Source organism: Kitasatospora humi (assembly GCF_020907985.1).
Lineage (GTDB): Bacteria > Actinomycetota > Actinomycetes > Streptomycetales > Streptomycetaceae > Kitasatospora > Kitasatospora humi.
In genome coordinates this window covers 1-17,670 of the sequence record NZ_JAJJPA010000064.1, presented here as the reverse complement: position 1 = coordinate 17,670, position 17,670 = coordinate 1, and the positions used below count along the sequence as shown (strand labels likewise).

Here is a 17,670-nt window from a genome sequence, read left to right as displayed (position 1 = left end):
CTCGAACTCCTCGGCATCGACGAAACCCGACCCCGCCGGCTGGAAACCCAAAACCCCATGTGCGAAGTCCGGTACAACTAGCCGAGGTCGTCGCAGAGGCTGTGGATAGTGCCGTGCACGAGCGTGACGGTCTTGAATCCGGTCGCGCTGAACTCGATCCGGTAGACGCCGTCGATGGTGTAGAGGCCGCGCGGCAGGTTGCTGGAGCCCGCGGGGACGCGCGCGATGACCGGCCCGACCACGCGCCAGACCATCGAGCCGTCAGTCCCATAATCGATCACAGCACTGCCACTGGCGTCCACGAGGGTGCTCGCGCCGGTGGCGGCGTTGCTGACGTTGAGGAACAGCGCACCGGTAGCCAGCTGCCGCTCGGGCTTGCCGTCCGGGTAGGTCTCGACGATCTTCGTGCGCACCTGATTCACCGTCACGTCCCAGTGAACGGGGAAGTCGCACAGCAGCCCGGCGGGCGCGTCATATGACGGCGGGATCGGGTCGGGCACCCAGCCGTCGTGTGACACGGCAGACGGCGCGGACCCCGCGTCGGGGTTGCTCGCGGCGGCGGACACCGTGCCACCTGCGAGTAGGGCGGAAACGGACAGGGCAACCACCAGGAATCGACGCACGAGTACTCCTGATCCTCTGCTTCTGCTTACTGATAGTGAACGGCAGGACAATGACTGCCCGGCCGGGTTCCACTGTCCGCCCCCGGATGCGCGGCGCATATCCCTAGACCTAGGGGGAGCCGGTTGCGATACTCCTGCGGTGTCCCCCGCGCCCGCGCCGCTGCTCGTCGCCCACGCCGCGCGGCAGGCTGCCGCACGCGCCGACAGCCTGGCCGACCTCGGCGGCGAGCTGGCCCGCCAACTGCACCGGCTCGTGCCGCACGACGGGTACATGCTTTCCGGCAAGGATCCGGTCACCGGCGTCGGCTGCTTCCTGGTCGAGCACCAGGGCTACAGCTGCGCCCACTTCCGCCGCATCAAGGCGGCCGGGCTGCTCGATCGGCAGCCTTACCCGCCCCGGCGACCCGCCGACCGGCCCACGAGCCGCCCAACTGTCGCGGTGCTGAACACGACGGCCACCGCGCCGCCGGGCGTCGTGCCGCTGCTCGACAGCATGGCCGGCGACGGCTGGGGCAGCGAGATGCGGCTCGACCTGGTCGATCGCGCCGCGCACTGGGGCACGCTGATCCTGCTGCGCGAGCGTCGCCGCCCGCCGTTCACCCCGGCCGACATCGACAACGCGCGGCAGGTCGCGGCGCCGCTGGCCGCCTCGCTGCGCGGTTACGTCGGCCGCGCCAGGCCGCATCCCATGCGCACCGCGATGCCGCCCGGCGTGCTCGTCATCGACGAGAACGACGGCCTCGCCTCCGCGACCCCGACCGGGCGCGAATGGCTCCGGATGTGCTTTCCCAACTTGAGCCTCGACACGGACGAGGATCTCTCGCTGACGCTCTGGAACGTCGCGGCCGCCGCCCGCCGCCAGAGCGAGCCCGTGCTCAGCCGCATCCCGACCGGCCACGGCTTCGCCGCGCTGCAGGCCCAACGGCTGACCGGCGCCCGACGCGGCGAGGTGGCCGTCACCATCCAGGCGGCCGGTACCGGCCAACTCCTGCCCGCGGTCGCCGCGTGGTACGGCCTCACGCCCCGGGAACGCACGGTGATCGACCAGGTCCTGGACGGCCGCTCCAGCAAACAGATCTCCCACACCCTCGACCTGTCGCAGCACACGACCAACGACCATCTCAAGGCCATCTATCGCAAGTTCCGGGTGAACGGCCGCGACGAGTTGGTCGCTACTCTCTCCTGCTGATCGGCCTATCTGTGCAATGCCGAGCGGGGCGGCGGCTACGAAGCCGCCGGGAGTCCGCGAGGCCGTCGACGTCCACGGCCTCCTGCGGAGCGGCTGCTCGCGTGAGCGGCCTCTCGAACTCGCCGCCCAGAGCGACGGGGGCTTCGACCGCGCGATGTTCGCCGACGCACTGCGGCGGATCGCAGGCTGCAGCGACAAGCAGTCAGCCGTGTACGAACTCCATCTCTCGGTCGCCGCCGCGATCCGGGAACAGTTCGCAGACTGGCGAGACCAGCTCCTTGACGGCGTCGATGACGGCCTCGATCCACTGCCGAACCCGGTCGAGCCTGCCGAAACAGGCAGGCTCGCCCGGGCCCCCGGCCGTCCCCGGTCGGAGTGTGCGGCGTCCGGACGGACCACTGTTTCGGACAAAGCCCGACAGTCACTGTCGGTGCCCGTATGCCATGGGTAGAGTGACGGGGCCGCAGCGTCACGCCGAGGGGCACGGGGCCCGGTCGGCAGCAGCGCGCGGTGGAGGGCCACGCGTGTGATCACAGAACCCCCGTTGATGGCCGACGTGTTCCAGGTGAAGCCCTACACGCGCCACTGCGAGGTCATCCACGACGAGGGCGCGCACGCCGTCATCGGTGTCTCGCCCGGCAACAGCTACTTCTCCGCCCGACGCCTGCACGACCTCGCCGCCTGGGGCCTGGACCACTACGACCGGGTCGACTTCGTCTACACCGACCTCCACGTGGCCGAGATGTACGAGGCCTGCGGGTACGGCCCGGGCGACGCCCGCAGGAAGGCGGCGAAGAACCTGCGGAGCGTGCGGGCGAAGGTCCGTGACGCCGTGACGACGGCTGATCCGGGACAGACGCGGCTGCGCTGGCGGCCCATGTCCGACTTCCGCGCCAACACCGCCTACCAGGAGATCCACCGGCAGCTGACACGCCGCCTGGAGACGGACACCGACCTCCGCGGGGCCTGCGATGACCTGGTGAGCCGGTTCCTGACCGCGCGGGGGCAGGAGCCCACCGAGCGGCAGCGCGCCGTGTGCCTGGAGTACGTGTGTGCCGAGGCGCCGCTGTTCCTGGACACCCCCGCGATCATCGACGTGCCGTCATCGCTCAACTGCTACCACCAACTCCTGCCGCTCGCAGAGCTCCTGTACGCCCGGGGCGCCGGCCTGCGCGCCTCCCGCAACCAGGGCCACGCCATCGTCACCCCCGTCGAAGGAGCCCGCGCATGAGCACGACCACCAACCCCGGGCCCCCGGCCGTCGGCAGCCACGACCTGCTTGACTTCCCGTTCTCCCGGGACGGCACCCGGCTCCCCGCCGAGCTGGCGCAGTTGCGCGCGGCCACCCCGGTGCGGCGGGTGCGCACGATCGCCGGGGACGAGGCCTGGCTGGTGTCCTCCTACCGGCTGTGCCGGCAGGTCCTGACGGACTGCCGGTTCTCGCTGAAGGACACCTCGGCGCCGGGCGTACCCCGCCAGTACGCCCTGACGATCCCACCCGAGGTCGTCAACAACATGGGCAACATCACAGGTGCCGGACTGCGCAGGGCGGTGATGAAGGCGCTGAACCCGAAGGCGCCGGGGCTGGTGCGATGGCTGCGCCAGGAGGCCGAGCGGCTCGTCGGCCGGCTCGTCGAGGACGGTCCCACGGCCGATCTGCGCGGTGCGTTCTGCGAGCCGTACTCCGCGGGCCTGCACTGCCGCATCCTGGGCATCCCGCAGAGCGAGGACCGCGTGTTCCTGCGCAGTCTGGACATCGCGTTCATGAATTCGCCCTGCCCGATCGCCGGCGCGAAGGTCAACTGGGACCGCGACATCACCCGCATGGCCGGCCTGCTGGACGACCCCGCCACCTCGGGCCTGATGGGGGAACTCGCCGCCCTGCGCGGGGATCCGGCCTACGCGCACCTCACCGATGAGATGCTGGCCACCGTCGGCGTCACCATGTTCGGCGCCGGTACCGTCTCCACCTCCGGCTTCCTCACCATGGCCCTGGTCCACCTGCTCATCCACCGCGACGCCTGGGACCTGCTGCGGGACCGCCGCGACCTGCTCGACGCGGGCGTGGAGGAACTGCTGCGGGTGAACCTGTCCATCGGCGATGCCCTGCCCCGGCTCGCTCTCGCCGACGTGCGGCTCGGAGATGTCGACGTCAAGCAGGGGGAGTTGGTCCTGGTGCTGGTCGAGGGCGCGAACTTCGACCCGGACGCCTTCCCCGACCCGCATCGCTTCGACCCGGACCGCGCCAACGCCGCCGACCACCTCTCCTTCGGCGGCGGCTCCCACTACTGCCCCGCCACCGCACTCGGACGCGTCCACGCCCGGATCGCCCTGGAGACCCTGCTGGACCGACTGCCCGACCTCGAACTCGCCGTGCCCGCGAGTCAACTGGTCTGGCGGACGGGCTTCATGAAGCGGATTCCCGAACGGCTTCCGGTGATGTGGTAGTCAGGTCGGCAGACCCGGCGCGCGGCCCCTGCGACTCACCGCCCGCGCCGGCCCGCGCGGGCCGCGGTCAGGCGGAGGACAGACCGTGCGGGGCGTCGTCGACCGTCCGGACGAGGGCGGTCGACGGCGGGGTGTAGCCGAGCTGGACCGCCTGGAACCGGCCATGGGGGCCTCACCGCGCGGGACGGCAAGTCGGCCATGACCCGGGTGGGGCGGTTGCCCCACCCGTCCGGATCGCGCTACTGGTTGCAGTGCTCAACGCGGTTGCGCAGCTGGACAGAGAGGTGGACCCGGTCGGGCCGGGCATGGCCGAGCCGCACCCGGCCCGAACCGGGTCGCGGACGGCCGGCTCCGGCCGGACAGGGTCGCGGTGGGCGGTGGGTTGAGCCGGGCTCAAGTGGTCGGTTGGATGGTCGTGATCCCTTGCAGGCCGCTTGCGGCGAGGCTGGCGCTCAGCGTTCCGCTCGCGGCGGTGGGGGTCATCTGGACGATGTCGTAGCGGGCCGCACCGGCGCGAACGAACGGATCGGTCTGGGTGATCTTCCTGATGGCCTCCACGTCGTCACCCGCAGCCAGGATCACACCCCCGGTCCGGGGGACCTGCCGGCCGGAGAGTAGGAACGTGCCCTCGCGGTAGTTCCGTTCCAGGTAGTTCCAGTGATCCGGCAGCAGAGCGTCGATCTCGGCCAGATTCTTGAGATAGGTGAGCAGGAGAATGAACATGTCCGTCCCCAGGGGTTCCAGGTCTTCAGCGAAGCTGCTCTCGCGTCGCCAAGCCAACAGCCGCCGGACTCGGGCTGTCCATGCGGTATGTCCGAACAGGCGGTAGCCGAAGACGAATGCCGATGGCGCGGCGGAACTGCGCGCCGCTTTCGGCCGGGCGGGCCTGGTTGGGACCGGCTCATCGTGCTGCGGTCAGGTGTTCCCCGCCGACGGCCGGCTGCCCGAGCGGATCACGCGCCGCTCCGGAACGTCCCGCGCGAGCCCGAGGGCATGAGGAACGTCCTCACAGGCGTTAGCAGATGACGCACGCCGACAGGGCATCACAAGGCGGTCCGCGGTGTCAGGATGAACAGCAATCCCACCTCTCACCGGAGACTTCCCTTGTCCAGCCCCACCACCTCACCCCGTCTCGCCGTCATCGGAACCGGCCGCATGGGCACGGCACTCATCGGCGCGCTCTCCCCCCACCACCGGCACATCCTGTGGGCCAGCCGGGACGAGCGCCGCTCCGCCGATGCCGTGCGACGCATCGGCCTTGACGACCACGTCCGACCGGCGGACCACGAAGAGGCCGTCAAGCAGGCCGACATCATCTTCCTGGCGATCTGGCACCAGGACGAACTGGACTTCGTCGAACGTCACCGCGAGCACCTCGCCGGCAAGACCCTCGTCCAGCTGGCCAATCCGTTCACAGCGGACTTCACCGACCTCACCACCGCCTACGACACCTCGGCGGCCGAGCAGCTCGCCGAACAGATCCCGGAAGCCCGGGTCGTCGGCGCCTTCAAGAACATCTTCTGGGTCGTCTTCGACCAGCCGCAGTTCCCCGAGGGCGTCAGCGACCTCCTGGTCACCGGCGACGACGAAGCCGCCAAGGCCACCGTGATGCGGCTGCTCGACCCACTGCCGTTCCGGGTCCTGGACGGCGGCACGCTGCGCAACAACCGGGTGATCGAGCGGATGACCCTGCTGTCCCGCGAGATCGCCGTACGCTACGACCACTACCCCCGGGTGGCCTACCGCCTGCTGGGCCAGGAGCACTGACCGAGCCGGACGGTCCCGCGAGAACGACGTTCCCCACAGTCGCTGAACCGCCGGACACGGCACGCGGAGTGCACCGGCCGCTTCCACGACTTCCGTGCAACGAGCGTGGGCCTCGCGGGATCGTCACGTTTGGGCGACCCGCCCACCGCAACAGCGCGATCCCCACCGGCCCCACCCACTGCGCACTGAGGCCGGCCTTTACCAGGCGTTGCACAACCCCCGTGCCCATCGGGCCGTCGGACAACCCATAGGCACAGCTGCCGGTTCGGCCACGCTCCATGAAGCTACAGGCACAGGGCGAGATTCCGTCGTACAGTCCCGGTGTGATTGGACAGACGTCGGTGGTGGGCCGTCAGCTGGACGCGTACAACGCGCATGACCTCGCCGCGTTCGTGGCACGTACGCGCCGGATGTGACGGTCGAGCACCGTGACGGATCGTCGCTGCACGGCCATGAGGCTCTGCGTGAGGCGTACACGGGCAGTTCGCAGTCGGCCGGTGCCGCGTGGAGATCGTCGGCCGGCTGGCCGAGGGCGACTGGGTGGTGGATCACGAGATCGCCCACGGTGTGGCCGAGCAGCCGGTCCGGGTGTTGGTGGCCTACCGGGTGCGGGATGGGCTGATCGACCTGGTCCGGTTCCTGGCCTGACGCACGACGTACCTCCGAAAGGGGCGGGGCCGCCTGGGAATACCGCAAGTCGACGGGCTGCTGTGACCCATGCCTGTGACCCATGCCGTACTCGCGGTGCTCGCGGAAAAGGGGGGAGTTCGTGGAACTGCGTCAGCTTCGTTACTTCCACGCGGTCGCCGAGGAGGGCAACCTCACGCGGGCCGCGCAGCGGCTGTACCTCAGCGGGCCATCGCTCAGCCAGCAGATCCGGCTGCTGGAGAAGGAGCTCGGAGCAGCGCTGTTCGAGCGGAGTACGGCAGGCATGTCGCTGACCGCCGCCGGGCGGGCGCTGCTACCGGAGGCGCAGGCCGCGCTGGACGCGGCCGGGCGGGCCCGCCACGCGGTTCAGGCAGCCGTCCAGGAGACTCCCGCCGTGCTGCGCATCGGCGCTTCGGGCTGCATCCCGGTGGCGCTGGCCCGATGCATGAGGGACGTGGACGTCGAGTCCGCAGGCGGTACCTCCGGGACGGGCCCGCAGGTGCGTGTGCAGTTCCAGGACGGTTCCACCGCCGATCAGAGTGCGGGCCTGGCCGCCGGCGAGTTGGACCTGGGGCTGCTCACCGCGCCGTTCCCGGCCGCTGGCCTGGACACCATGACGGTATGGCGTGAACCGATGGTCGTCGTCATGCACCGCGACCACCCGCTGGCCTCCCTGGAGGCCGTCGAATTCGCCGACTTGGTGGGCGAGGACCTGATGTTGTTCCGCCGGGAACTCGCTCCGGGCCACCATGACCAGGTCCTCGACGTGTGCCGCCGCAACGGCTGGGAGCCCCGCCTGCGGCCGCAGTCGGCGCACCCGTCCGTCTTCCAGACCCAACTTGGCGGTGGCTCGGTCGTTGCCCTGAAGGCGGCCTGGACTCCGGATGACGACCCGCTGCTGGTCCGCCGCCCGTTCACGGGCGACGCCCCCACCGTCACCCTCGTGGCCGCCTGGCGGGCCGGGCGGCAGGACCCCGCTCTGCACAGGCTCCTCTCCGTTCTCCGCGATCACCGGCACCTGGCCGGCGAGCGCGCCGCGTCGCGCCTCCAACCGGCCACGGTCTGAACAACCGGCTGGCGCCGGGTGGTGGCGGACACGTTCACCGCCGCTCAGGCCGACCTGTCCGCATCGACGGGTGTGTCCTCACCCTCGCCCAGGCGGCCAACCACGGCGAGCGGCACGTCCTCCCCGCTGACCGGATGGTCGACCTGTGTGCCGTCCTTGCTGGAGCGGCGACAGGACGGGCCAGCCCGTTCGGGCAAAGTACCCGGTGGCCGCAGGGCGTCCATTGGCCACCGTCGAACCCGTCCACACCCGCCCCGGCCAGGTAATCGGCACCTCCCACCCACCGGGGGAAGCTCACCCGTCACCGACGAGGTTTCTCGGGCCGACCACGCCGGACCTCGGCGTCGTTTGACGGGGCTGCATGCTCAGTAGCGATATCGCTCTCGGAACTGTTGTCCAGACAGCAGCTGACGAAGTCCTGGACGACGGGGTTGGCGTCGTCGGACGGGGGCCAGGCAACGCCGATCCGGCTGGGGCTGACGGCACTGACCGGGCGGTAGGTGATGCCAGGGCGGGCGTAGAAGCGGGCGCTGGACGCGGGGGCGAGGGCGACGCCGTAGCCGTTGGCGATCGCGCTGAGCCAGTCGTCGGGTTGGTCGGTGACGGCGCCGATGCGGACCGGGTGCCCGTCGCGCTCGTCGGTGGCGAGCCAGTGCTCCCGCCACCGGCCGGTCTCGGCCGGTGCCGCCACGAACGGCTCGTCCCACAGCTCCCGGAAGGGAATCACGTCGCGTGCGGCGAGCGGGTGCGCCGAGGGCAGCGCGACCCAGCGGGGCTCGGTGAGCAGGACGGCCACCCGCAGGCGCTCCTGGCCGGGGAAGGGCAGCCGCAGCAGGGCGGCGTCGACGTCACCGGTGGCGAGCCCGGCCGTCGGGTCGGACCAGGCGGCCTGCCGCATGTCGACCCGCCAGCCCGGGCGGCGCCTGGCGAACTCGGCGACGATTTGGGGAGTGGCCTCGTTGGCGGCGCTGGCCAGGAAGCCGACGCGCAGCACCCTTTCGGCCCGGCGCGCCGCGCTCCTCGTCTCGCGTCGGGTGGTGTCCCACTCGGCCAGCAGCCCGGGCGTCCGTGCTGCCAGGGTCCGGCCCGCCGCGGTGAGCGCCATACCGGTCCTGGACCGGATGAACAGCGGTACGCCGAGCCGGTTCTCCAACTGTCGGATCTGCTTGGTCAGCGCCGGCTGGGAGACGAACAGCCGCTCCGCGGCACGGGTCAGACTCCCTTCCTGTGCCACGGCGACGAAGGAACGCAGTAGCCGGGTGTCCACATCCATTCCAACAGGTTATAGAAGACGGTATTGGACGCGGGGCGAGGGACATGACGAGGCTTGGCTGCAGGGGCACAGACCCGGTCGCCGCCGTGCACCACCTGCCGTCAAGAAGGAATCTCATGCTCGTCGCCTACGTGCTCGTCACCGTCGCGACCATCGCGGCCAACGCCGCAATCGCCGCCGCAGACCTGGCGAAGGCCAAGTTCGTTCTGGCCAACTCCGCCGAGGTGAACGTCCCGCCGTCCTGGCTCCCGCGCCTCGCCACCCTCAAGGCCGTCGGGGCAGTCGGGCTGCTGCTCGGCCTCGTGGGCTTCCGGCCTCTCGGTGTCGCCGCCGCGACGGGCCTCGTGCTCTTCTACGTGGGCGCCACCGTCGCGCACGTCCGCGCCCGCGTCTACTACAACATCGCCTTCCCCGGCGCCTACTTGGGCCTGGCCGTCGCGTCCCTTGGTCTCACCGTTGCCCGCTGAGGCGCGTTCACGGCACACTCGAGGGCCGGGGCGGCGGCGACTGATCCCCTGCTGAGGCACAGGTCGCCCTCCCACCGGAGTGCCGGCCACGCTTCGCTTGCCGAAACCCTGCCAGTGTCCCGTTCTTCGATTCCGAACCACAGAGAGGCTGAGCCCGAAGTGCCGCACACCGCAAGGAGCAGAACACCCGTCGCGCGGTTATCAGTGGCTGCCGCTGCGCTCGTCACCGCGGGCGTGCTGGCGACGGCCCTCGCCGGCTGCAGTAGCAGCGGCCCGGTCACCAAGGGTGGAGTCGGCACGACGCTGGACATGATGACCGGGGGTGTGCGGCTGAAGGTGACTGTCGCGAAGGTCCAGGACATCGGCTCCGGGACCACCGTCCAGTTCAACGCCACCGACACCGACCACTCGCAGAGCGCCGACATCAAGGACCAGTCCTTCGTCGCGGAGGACGGCTCGGGCGCTTGGTCGTTCCCGGCCCAGGCCACCGTCGTCAACCCGCACCAATCCGACGACGGCAACAACATCGGCCCCGGTCAGACGGTCACCGGACGCATGACCTTCCAGGCCGCCCACGTCACCCGGATCCTCTACAACGGCCCCGGCTTCGTCGTGGACCCCCAGGGTCAACCGGTCAACGGTGGCTCCGCCTACTACCAAGGCTACTGGACCGTCGGCAACTGACCCCGCCGGCCGTTGGCCATTGCGGACGCCTGCGGCGGGACCCGCACCTGACGGCGAATCCGTCCTTCGCCCTGGCTCCAGCTGTCGATTACCGGGCCCCGGCTGTACGACGGTCAGGGTCACTTTCGAAGGCCGCAGGAGGGGACGTCACGCCTGCCGACCCGCCGGTGAGGGGAGCGTGCGGCATGCGCGCCCCCGGATGGGAGCCGGGATGGTAGCCGCCCAGATCCAGCGCGGTGACCTCGGGCGCAGGGCCCGGGTCCGGGGCGACTGCGGTCGAGTCGTAGGTGGCGGTCAGGAGGAGTTCGTCGTCGATGCGGTAGCCGGCACGGGCTCGGGCGTTGGCAGTGGAGATGTCGATGACCTGGCGGGCGACGGGCCTGCGTTCGGCCTCGTAGGTGTCCAGCAAGGCTTCGCCGGCGTATCCAGCGGTGACGGCCGCGAGTTTCCAGGCGAGGTTGTCCACGTCGCCGATGCCGGTGTTCACGCCGTGCCCGCCGGTCAGCGGGATGAGGATCGTGCCCCGCAGCTCCACTGCTCAACCCGCTGCGGCACCCGGGTGCGTGTCTCCGCCCACCGAATTCGGAACGGGCGGTGAGTTCGACGATCTCCTCGCAACGCAGCGAACACCAGGCGACGCGCAGAAGGCTCCGTAGGCCGGACACACAGGGGGCGTGCAAGCGATCTCTTGTAAGTGCCTTGGGATTGTCGGATGCTGAGCCGGTCCTCGAGGAAGTGGCTCGTCTGCTGGCGGGGGCGCCGCCGGGTCAACGCCGACGAGCAGGCGGTCCCCCTGCTCGTGGGACGCGTTGCAGCCTGTTCACAACCGGTCCTGTTGACGAAAGCGGCCCCATGACGGGTCCGTACGACATCAAGGAGCACGATGAGAGGGGCATGCGGTGAGTCGGGAGCGGCACCGGCTGGTATGCCGCGAGACCGACTCCAGCGTGGGTACCGCAAGGGGTGCAAGGGCGGTCCAGGCGGCGTCGGCGCAGGGGTGGCCGCGGCGGCGGATAGTGTTGCGCCGGTGTGCCGCCGGCAAGCGCACTACCGTGAAAAACCGGTCCCCGTGCCGCGTCCGCCGGGCAGAATCATCGCCGATGCCTCAGCTGATCGCCGACCGGCTGCTCACAGCGGTCGAACCACTACAACCGGTGCGGGGCCTGGGCAGTGAAGTCTCGCTGGACCAGGTCCGGGGCTGGGTCGACTGCCTGGTCGCGGCGGGTGAAGCCGCGGGGCCGGCGCGGGCCGGCGCTCTACAGTCCGGCCTGGCGCAGCATCAACCGCTCGACGTGTTTGCGGCCGACGTGGGTGCCCTCGCGCCGCAGGACGGCGTGGACGCGCGGGGAGCCGTAGGTGGCATCGGAGTCGGCGTGGATGCGGCGGATGTTCTCGGTCAGTTCGGCATCGCGGCGTGCGTGCTCGCACGGCTCGATGGCTTCGCGGCGCCAGCGGTAGTAGGTGGAGGCGGGGATGTGCAGTTCCCGGAGGACGGGCTCGGCCCCGAAGCGGTCCTGGTGCTCGTCGATGAGCTTCAGTACCGTCGCCGGGTCGGGTCGAGCTCCTGGGCGAAAGAAGCCGAGGCGGCCTTGAGGATCTCGCAGGACCGGCGCAGCTCTGCGTTCTCCTTGCGCAGCTTGGCCAGTTCCTCCTTCTCGTCGGTGGTCGGCCGGTCGTCGCGCCCGCCCCGGTCGGCCTCGTCCTGGCGGATCCAGTTACGCAGGGCCTCGTGGTGCACTCCGAGGTCGCGGGCCGGGTGCCGGATCACGGGCTTCGGGTCGGCGGCGCGGCATGCGGCAACAGCTCGCTGCCGCAACTCGGGCGGGTACGTCATCGGTGCAGGCATGGCAGGGGCTCCCTGCTCACGGCCTATCAGGTCATGGCCGGCAACCTTGCGCGCCTCGGGGGAACCTCGGCCTTCAGCCGGGCCCGGGCCCGGTCTCCCAGACAACAGACTTGCGCGAACCATCTGACACACTCGCTTGATCGACGGTTTCCAGCCCGCGGGGATAGTTGAGCGCTTGGCGCCCGACGAGTTCATGGGACAGCTCCAGACTGCCGCCGGGCTAATGGTTTCTGGTGGAGTTTTGGCTGGTTGGAGCTGGCGGCGGGCTGTCAGTGCCGACGGCAGCTTTCAGTGCGGCTTCAATGCCTGCTGCCAGCGTCTGGAGGTACCTGTCGTCGTTGTTTCCTTCGCTGATGAGCATGCGGAACGCGAGCGGTGCGATCAGCAGGTCGATACCGAGTTCCAGGTCCACCTCGGGGGGTAGTTCGCCACGGTCGACGGCGTCTTGCAGGACACGGCGCGCTGCGGCGCGTCGCGGCTCGGCGACCCCTGTCCGGATCGCCTCGGCGAGGGTGTTGTCGTGTTTGATTTCGGCGAGCAGCCCGCCCGCCACCGAGGCGAACAACGGACTGGCCAACTGGTCTCGAAGCTCGGAGAGGAGTTCGCGCAGGTCTGTGCCCAGGGCTCCGGTTGCAGGTGTCGGGGGGAGTGTGTCGATCACCCTGTTGTGGATCAACTCGGTGACCATGGCCAGCTTCGAGGGCCAGCGCCGGTAGAGCGCCGCCTTGCCCACGCCGGCCCGTCGCGCCACCGCGTCCATCGACATTCGCGCATATCCGGCCTCGGCGAGTTCGGCGAAGGCCGCATCGGTGATCGCTTCGGTCACGTGCTTCCGCAGGGCCGCGCCGCCCGAAGCCGGCCGGGTTCTCGTGTTGTCCGCCGTCATGTCTGCCAGCCTAGCGAACGGAACGGTTGCGTTCCGTCTATCTCGTCAGTAGCGTTCGGAACGAACCCGTTCCGTTCCGTTTGACATCTGCGAGACGATCATGAAGTTCCTCTTCGACGACGAGTCCTTCTCCTTCGAGGCGCTGCGCGCCGCGGGCTATGCCGTCTATGGCGGCGCGGACCTCGGTGAGGTCCTGGTCACCTGCCGTCAGATCCCCGAAGGCGACGAGCAGGCCTGGTCGGAGTGCTGGGCCGCGACAGCGGCGCGCATCGAGGGCATCGGCCGCGACGCGCTGGCTGCCGGGCATCGGGTCAGCGCCCGCGAAGCCCTGCTGCGTGCGTCGAACTACTACCGGACCGCCGACTTCTACCGCCGGGACGACCCCGCTGCCGACCCTGAGTCTGCCCGGCTGGCCAAGGCCTCACAGCAGACCTTCGCCGACGCGGCCGACCTGCTCGACACGCCGGCACATGCGGTGAGCATCCCTTACGAGGGCACGACGCTGCCGGGCTACGTGTTCCTCGTCGATGACTCGGGCGTGCCGCGCCCGACCGTGATCTTCCACGGCGGGTACGACTCCACGCTGGAGGAGAACTACCTGGCCATCGCAGGGGGTGCGCTGCGGCGCGGCTACAACGTCCTCACCTTTGACGGCCCCGGCCAGGGCAGGAGCCTGCGCGACCAGGGCCTGCACTTCCGCAACGACTGGGAGGCGGCGGTCACCCCGGCCGTCGACTTCGCCCTCACCCTGCCCGAGGTCGACCCCGGCTGCCTCGTACTGATCGGCATGAGCATGGGCGGCTACCTCGCCGCACGGGCAGCAGCTTTCGAACACCGCCTCGCCGCATGCGTGCTCCACGACGGCGTCTACGACTTCTATGCCGCCATCGCCGCGACCGCCGACCGCGTCGCGGCCACGCCCGGCGGACTTGAGACGGCGATGGCGCAGAACACCACCACGCGCTGGGCGGTGCGCAACGGCTGCTGGACCTTCGGCGTGCCGGACCTCGAGGCGCTGGTCCAGGCAGCCAAGCCGTACACGATGGCTGGTATCGCTGACCGGATCACCTGCCCGACCCTGGTGCTGGAAGCGGAGAACGACCAGTTCTTCGCAGGCCAACCACAGCGCGTCTTCGACGAACTGACCTGCCGAAAGGAGTTCATCACCTTCCGCGAGGACGAAGGCGCCGGTGAGCACTGCCACGAAGGTGCGCTGCTGCTGTTCCACCAGCGCACCTTCGACTGGCTGGACACGGTCCTGGGCCGCTAGGTGTACCGCCCACGGAGACATCTCACGATGCCCAGGTGTCAAGCGGCGGCTGCCAGTCGGGCTGGGAACGCTGTGCATTCGTCGAACGGTTCGCCGGTCTGGAGGCAGTGGTAGAGCTGGCCGATCACGCGGTTGAATAGGTGTCGTTGGGCGGCCGCATGCCAGTCCTCTTGCTCGCGTCGACGGCGGTAGTGGGAGTCGGCTCCGGGCGAGGACCGCAGGGCGGAGAAGGCCCCCAGGTAGCCGGCATGGTTGAGTCGGTCGTTTTTGACCATGCGGTGTCCGACATGAGGGCGCCTGGCACGTCAGCAAGCAGACACCGAAGACGCGATCACCTTCACCTGCACCCCGGAGGCCCCGGGCAACCCCCCCGACGGTCACCTTCGACCGGACACGGCGCTTCACCCTCAACCTCTCCGCCATTCCCGTCACCCGCGCCCCGGGCGAAGCCGCTCTCACGATCACCGCCCGCACCGCCATCACCGACGACTGGGAGACCCGCCCCGTGAGCACCGACCCGGTCGAGAAGCACCTCGAAACCATCGCCGACTTCTTCTTCCGTAGCTTCTCCTGCGAAAAGCCCCAAGTCGACAACGGCAAATCGGTGGTGCTGCGCTGGGAGGGCAGCGAGGCCGGCACCGAGTACTGGCTCTCCTGGGACGACAACGCCCCGATCAAGGTCACCGGCCGAAGCCACCCCTCCCACAACCTCACCGAGACCACCACCTTCGTCCTCGACGCCCGCACCAAGGCCGAAGACGGAGTGACCGTCCTGCACCACTACCTCTCCACCACCGTCACCGTGAAGAACCCGGACATCAAGGCCAAGACCCTCACCGCCACGGACAGCATCAGCGTCACCGACACCTTCTGGGCCGACAACAAGAACAGCAAGAAGACCATTCCGGCCGCTCCGAACCGGGATCCTCGTACGGGCGTGACTCGTCCTGTCAGCAGTGCTCTTCCAGACGGAGCATGCGACGGGCGCCGGCATTGCCCTCTGACGGCTCGGCAGAAACGGTCAACTATCCACTGTTCATGTCTGGTTGGCGCTGCCATACTGCCCGCCGAGCGAGCTTGGTTTTCGAGAGCACCGTACGACCGGCACGACCCCATCGGTTCGGATCCAGGAGGCACTCATGATCGTACGCAAGGCCGCGACCCTCGCCGCCGTCACCCTGCTCAGCACCGTCACCTTCACCGGCCTGGCCTCGGCCCAGCCCGCCGCCCCGGCCGGGCCGCTCACCGTGTCCGCAGTAACCAACCCGACCGCCCGCCTGGTCAGCTTCAGCGGCAGCGGACCGACCCGCAGCGCCGCGATCCAGGACGCCGCCGCCAACGCCGGTGACCTGGGTTGCAGCCCGATCCAGAGCAGTGCCCAGGCGGCCCAGAACGGCGACGGCAGCTGGTGGGCCACGATGAACGCCTGGTGCGGGATCCTCTAGCGCTCTCGACTGGGGCACGTCGGGTACCGGAGTCCCTGCCCCGCCGACACCGCCTCCCTCACCGCCGACGCCGTCCGTCTACGGGCAGCGCTTGGGGCGGTTCGAGCTGGGCGGAGATTCTGCGGCTCGCGGCCCGGCCTACGAGGGTTGGGCTCGGCGCGGTTATTCTTGCATAGTGCAAACTGCCCTCGGTGTGATCCCGGGGCCCGCGCATCCGGCGTGTCCGCGCGTCGGCACCGCAGCATCCTCTTTTGGGAGGCCCGCATGCCGCACCAGGTTCCAGCTGACGTCCGCCGGGCGACGCTCGTCGACGCCTGCCTATGCGCAGGCATAGCGCCGGCCGAGGCTCGCACCATGCTCGCGGCGCACGACGGTCGGCACTGTGGCGGCTGGGAGCCGAGTTCGGTGAGTGCGGAGGTGCGCGACGGCGCCACGCCCAAGCCCGAGGCCGCTGCTGCCGACCCGGAAGGGCACAATGGCTGACCCCTGCCGTTGGCCATCGCGGCTTACAAGGCCGTCGAACTGCCCGCTGCGCCAACGGACGCTGCCTGGGACGGAAGCCGTGCGACCTTCGTCCTGCCACTGTCAGAAGAGGCGCGCCTGCGCGAACGGCCCGCTCCGGCGGCAGCGACTCGCGCGCGCGTCGTGGTGACACCCCAGGATCGCCGTGCCCGGTGAGTGCAGCGCCCACGGCGGCGCTCGGAACGTGCCTATGCGCTGACGCCGAGCACGGCCGTGCCGGACGCGATGCACTCCTGAACCGTGGTCAACCCGCACCTCGGAGACCGGGGCACCGTGACCGTGTTTCCCCGCTTCCCACAGCCCTCGACGGCCTTCAGCCACTCGCTGCGTGCCACGACGATCTCGGAGCTTCTCGCCTGATGTCCATTCAAATTCTCCTGCACAGCAGAGCCTTGGGCGTGCTGGCGGTCCTCCTGGCCGCTACCGCCTGCTCCTCCCCGGCCGGCACCCGTGCCAAGGCGGTCGACACGCCGAAGAGTGCGGCCGGCAGGTCACCGGGCGCCGCCGGCTCGAACCTGCTGCCCGGCATGCCGGCGCCGCTCGACCCGCGCGACCTGTACGCCGCCGACCGACCCGGCCAACTGTCCAAGGCCGTCCAGGGATTCCCCTCACGGGTGTACGTACCCAACACCGAGTCCGACACGGTCAGCGTCATCGACCCCGCCACGTACCAGGTCATCGCCACCATCCCCGTCGGCCACCAGCCCCAACACGTCGTTCCTTCCTGGGACCTGAAGACCCTGTGGGTCAACAACGACCTGGGGAACACCCTCACCCCCATCGACCCCGCCACCGGCCGTGCCGGCCAGCCGGTCGACGTCCACGACCCCTACAACCTCTACTTCACGCCCGACGGCAAGTACGCGGTCGTCATGGCCTCCAAAGACCGGCAACTCGTCTTCCGCGACGCCCACACCATGGCGGTCGTCAAGTCCGTCCCGGTCGACTGCGCCGGCGTCAACCACGCCGACTTCTCACCCGACGGCCGCTACTTCATCGTCTCCTGCGAGTTCTCCGGCGAGCTCCTCAAGGTCGACACCGCCTCGATGACCGTCCTGGCCAAGCAGAAGATCCCGTTCGACGGCTCCATGCCCCAGGACGTCAAGATCTCTCCCGACGGACGGACCTGGTACATCGCCGACATGAAGGCCGACGGCGTCTGGGTCCTCAACGGCGACACCTTCGCAGCCCCCACCCTGCTGCCCACCGGCAAGGGCGCCCACGGCCTCTACGTCAGCCGCGACTCCAGCAGTCTGTACATCTCCAACCGCGGCGAAGGCTCCATCTCCGTCCTGGACTTCGCGACCGGTCGCCTCACCGCCAAGTGGCAGCTGCCCGGCGGCGGCAGCCCCGACATGCGGCGTCTCCGCCGACGGCAGCGTCCTGTGGCTCAGCGGCCGCTACAACGCCGAGGTCTACGCCATCTCCACCCACGACGGCCGTCTGCTGGCCCGGATCAACGTCGGCGCCGGCCCGCACGGCCTGTGCGTCTACCCCCAGCCCGGCCGCTACTCCCTCGGCCACACCGGAGTGTTC

18 protein-coding genes and 2 pseudogenes are annotated in these 17,670 nt (G+C 69.8%); 11 read left to right on the top strand and 9 right to left on the bottom strand.

Annotated elements, in window-relative coordinates:
• Positions 1-77: 77 nt before the first annotated feature.
• Positions 78-623, bottom strand: coding sequence for a hypothetical protein (locus LN042_RS33170; RefSeq protein ID WP_230055157.1), 546 nt, complete (start codon positions 621-623; stop codon positions 78-80).
• A gap of 139 nt (positions 624-762) precedes the next feature.
• On the opposite strand from LN042_RS33170, the gene LN042_RS37890 reads away from it, so the two are divergent.
• The 3 genes from LN042_RS37890 (at position 763) to LN042_RS33155 (ending at position 4,260) form a co-directional block, all read left to right on the top strand.
• Positions 763-1,812: a helix-turn-helix transcriptional regulator gene (locus tag LN042_RS37890; protein WP_230055156.1), complete on the top strand. Its 1,050-nt coding sequence runs from the start codon at positions 763-765 to the stop codon at positions 1,810-1,812.
• A gap of 526 nt (positions 1,813-2,338) precedes the next feature.
• Entirely contained in the window at positions 2,339-3,043 is a 705-nt protein-coding gene (locus LN042_RS33160) for a cyclodityrosine synthase (RefSeq protein WP_230055155.1), read from the top strand.
• Positions 3,040-4,260: a cytochrome P450 gene (locus LN042_RS33155; RefSeq protein WP_230055154.1), complete on the top strand. Its 1,221-nt coding sequence runs from the start codon at positions 3,040-3,042 to the stop codon at positions 4,258-4,260. Before LN042_RS33160 ends, LN042_RS33155 begins: the two co-directional genes overlap by 4 nt.
• Positions 4,261-4,653: 393 nt before the next feature.
• Here the strand turns inward: LN042_RS33155 and LN042_RS33150 are convergent, their stop codons facing one another.
• Positions 4,654-4,983, bottom strand: coding sequence for a YciI family protein (locus tag LN042_RS33150; protein ID WP_230055153.1), 330 nt, complete (start codon positions 4,981-4,983; stop codon positions 4,654-4,656).
• Between the two features lie 345 nt (positions 4,984-5,328).
• Between LN042_RS33150 and LN042_RS33145 the strand changes: the two genes are divergently transcribed.
• The 3 genes from LN042_RS33145 to LN042_RS33135 all read left to right on the top strand — a co-directional run bounded on the left by LN042_RS33145 (position 5,329) and on the right by LN042_RS33135 (position 7,741).
• Entirely contained in the window at positions 5,329-6,027 is a 699-nt protein-coding gene (locus LN042_RS33145) for an NADPH-dependent F420 reductase (protein WP_283843991.1), read from the top strand.
• A gap of 504 nt (positions 6,028-6,531) precedes the next feature.
• The gene (locus tag LN042_RS33140) at positions 6,532-6,675 is read left to right on the top strand and encodes a hypothetical protein (RefSeq protein ID WP_230055151.1); all 144 of its coding nucleotides are present in this window, start codon (positions 6,532-6,534) and stop codon (positions 6,673-6,675) included.
• Between the two features lie 121 nt (positions 6,676-6,796).
• The gene (locus LN042_RS33135; RefSeq protein WP_230055150.1) at positions 6,797-7,741 is read left to right on the top strand and encodes a LysR family transcriptional regulator; all 945 of its coding nucleotides are present in this window, start codon (positions 6,797-6,799) and stop codon (positions 7,739-7,741) included.
• 301 nt (positions 7,742-8,042) lie between these two features.
• Here LN042_RS33135 and LN042_RS33130 read toward each other — a convergent pair whose 3' ends face one another.
• A complete protein-coding gene (locus tag LN042_RS33130; RefSeq protein WP_230055149.1) occupies positions 8,043-9,014 on the bottom strand; it encodes a LysR family transcriptional regulator in 972 nt (323 codons plus the stop codon).
• Between the two features lie 116 nt (positions 9,015-9,130).
• Between LN042_RS33130 and LN042_RS33125 the strand changes: the two genes are divergently transcribed.
• The gene (locus LN042_RS33125; RefSeq protein ID WP_230055148.1) at positions 9,131-9,481 is read left to right on the top strand and encodes a DoxX family protein; all 351 of its coding nucleotides are present in this window, start codon (positions 9,131-9,133) and stop codon (positions 9,479-9,481) included.
• A gap of 204 nt (positions 9,482-9,685) precedes the next feature.
• On the top strand, positions 9,686-10,165 hold the full coding sequence (locus LN042_RS33120; protein WP_230055147.1) for a hypothetical protein: 480 nt from the start codon (positions 9,686-9,688) through the stop codon (positions 10,163-10,165).
• A gap of 88 nt (positions 10,166-10,253) precedes the next feature.
• Here LN042_RS33120 and LN042_RS33115 read toward each other — a convergent pair whose 3' ends face one another.
• The 4 genes from LN042_RS33115 to LN042_RS33105 form a co-directional block, all read right to left on the bottom strand.
• Complete coding sequence (locus LN042_RS33115; RefSeq protein ID WP_230055146.1) at positions 10,254-10,700, bottom strand: FAD-dependent monooxygenase; 447 nt, start codon at positions 10,698-10,700, stop codon at positions 10,254-10,256.
• A 721-nt stretch (positions 10,701-11,421) separates the two neighbouring features.
• Positions 11,422-11,565: an IS3 family transposase gene (locus tag LN042_RS38160; protein WP_372495864.1), complete on the bottom strand. Its 144-nt coding sequence runs from the start codon at positions 11,563-11,565 to the stop codon at positions 11,422-11,424.
• Between the two features lie 134 nt (positions 11,566-11,699).
• Positions 11,700-12,011 (bottom strand): transposase, encoded by a 312-nt coding sequence (locus tag LN042_RS33110; protein WP_230055145.1) that lies wholly within the window; start codon positions 12,009-12,011, stop codon positions 11,700-11,702.
• A gap of 220 nt (positions 12,012-12,231) precedes the next feature.
• Positions 12,232-12,897 (bottom strand): TetR/AcrR family transcriptional regulator, encoded by a 666-nt coding sequence (locus LN042_RS33105; RefSeq protein ID WP_230055144.1) that lies wholly within the window; start codon positions 12,895-12,897, stop codon positions 12,232-12,234.
• A 100-nt stretch (positions 12,898-12,997) separates the two neighbouring features.
• Between LN042_RS33105 and LN042_RS33100 the strand changes: the two genes are divergently transcribed.
• Positions 12,998-14,167 carry an alpha/beta hydrolase family protein gene (locus tag LN042_RS33100; protein ID WP_230055143.1) on the top strand — a complete coding sequence of 390 codons (1,170 nt, stop codon included), beginning with the start codon at positions 12,998-13,000 and terminating at the stop codon, positions 14,165-14,167.
• A gap of 38 nt (positions 14,168-14,205) precedes the next feature.
• On the opposite strand, the pseudogene LN042_RS33095 reads toward LN042_RS33100, so the two are convergent.
• Both LN042_RS33095 and LN042_RS37500 read right to left on the bottom strand, forming a co-directional pair.
• Positions 14,206-14,466: pseudogene (locus LN042_RS33095) on the bottom strand (IS110 family transposase); the annotation flags it as partial.
• Between the two features lie 481 nt (positions 14,467-14,947).
• The gene (locus LN042_RS37500) at positions 14,948-15,070 is read right to left on the bottom strand and encodes a hypothetical protein (protein ID WP_283843990.1); all 123 of its coding nucleotides are present in this window, start codon (positions 15,068-15,070) and stop codon (positions 14,948-14,950) included.
• Between the two features lie 236 nt (positions 15,071-15,306).
• Between LN042_RS37500 and LN042_RS33090 the strand changes: the two genes are divergently transcribed.
• Both LN042_RS33090 and LN042_RS33085 read left to right on the top strand, forming a co-directional pair.
• Positions 15,307-15,612, top strand: coding sequence for a hypothetical protein (locus tag LN042_RS33090; RefSeq protein WP_230055142.1), 306 nt, complete (start codon positions 15,307-15,309; stop codon positions 15,610-15,612).
• 881 nt (positions 15,613-16,493) lie between these two features.
• Positions 16,494-17,670 (top strand): annotated as a pseudogene (locus tag LN042_RS33085) (YVTN family beta-propeller repeat protein); the annotation flags it as partial.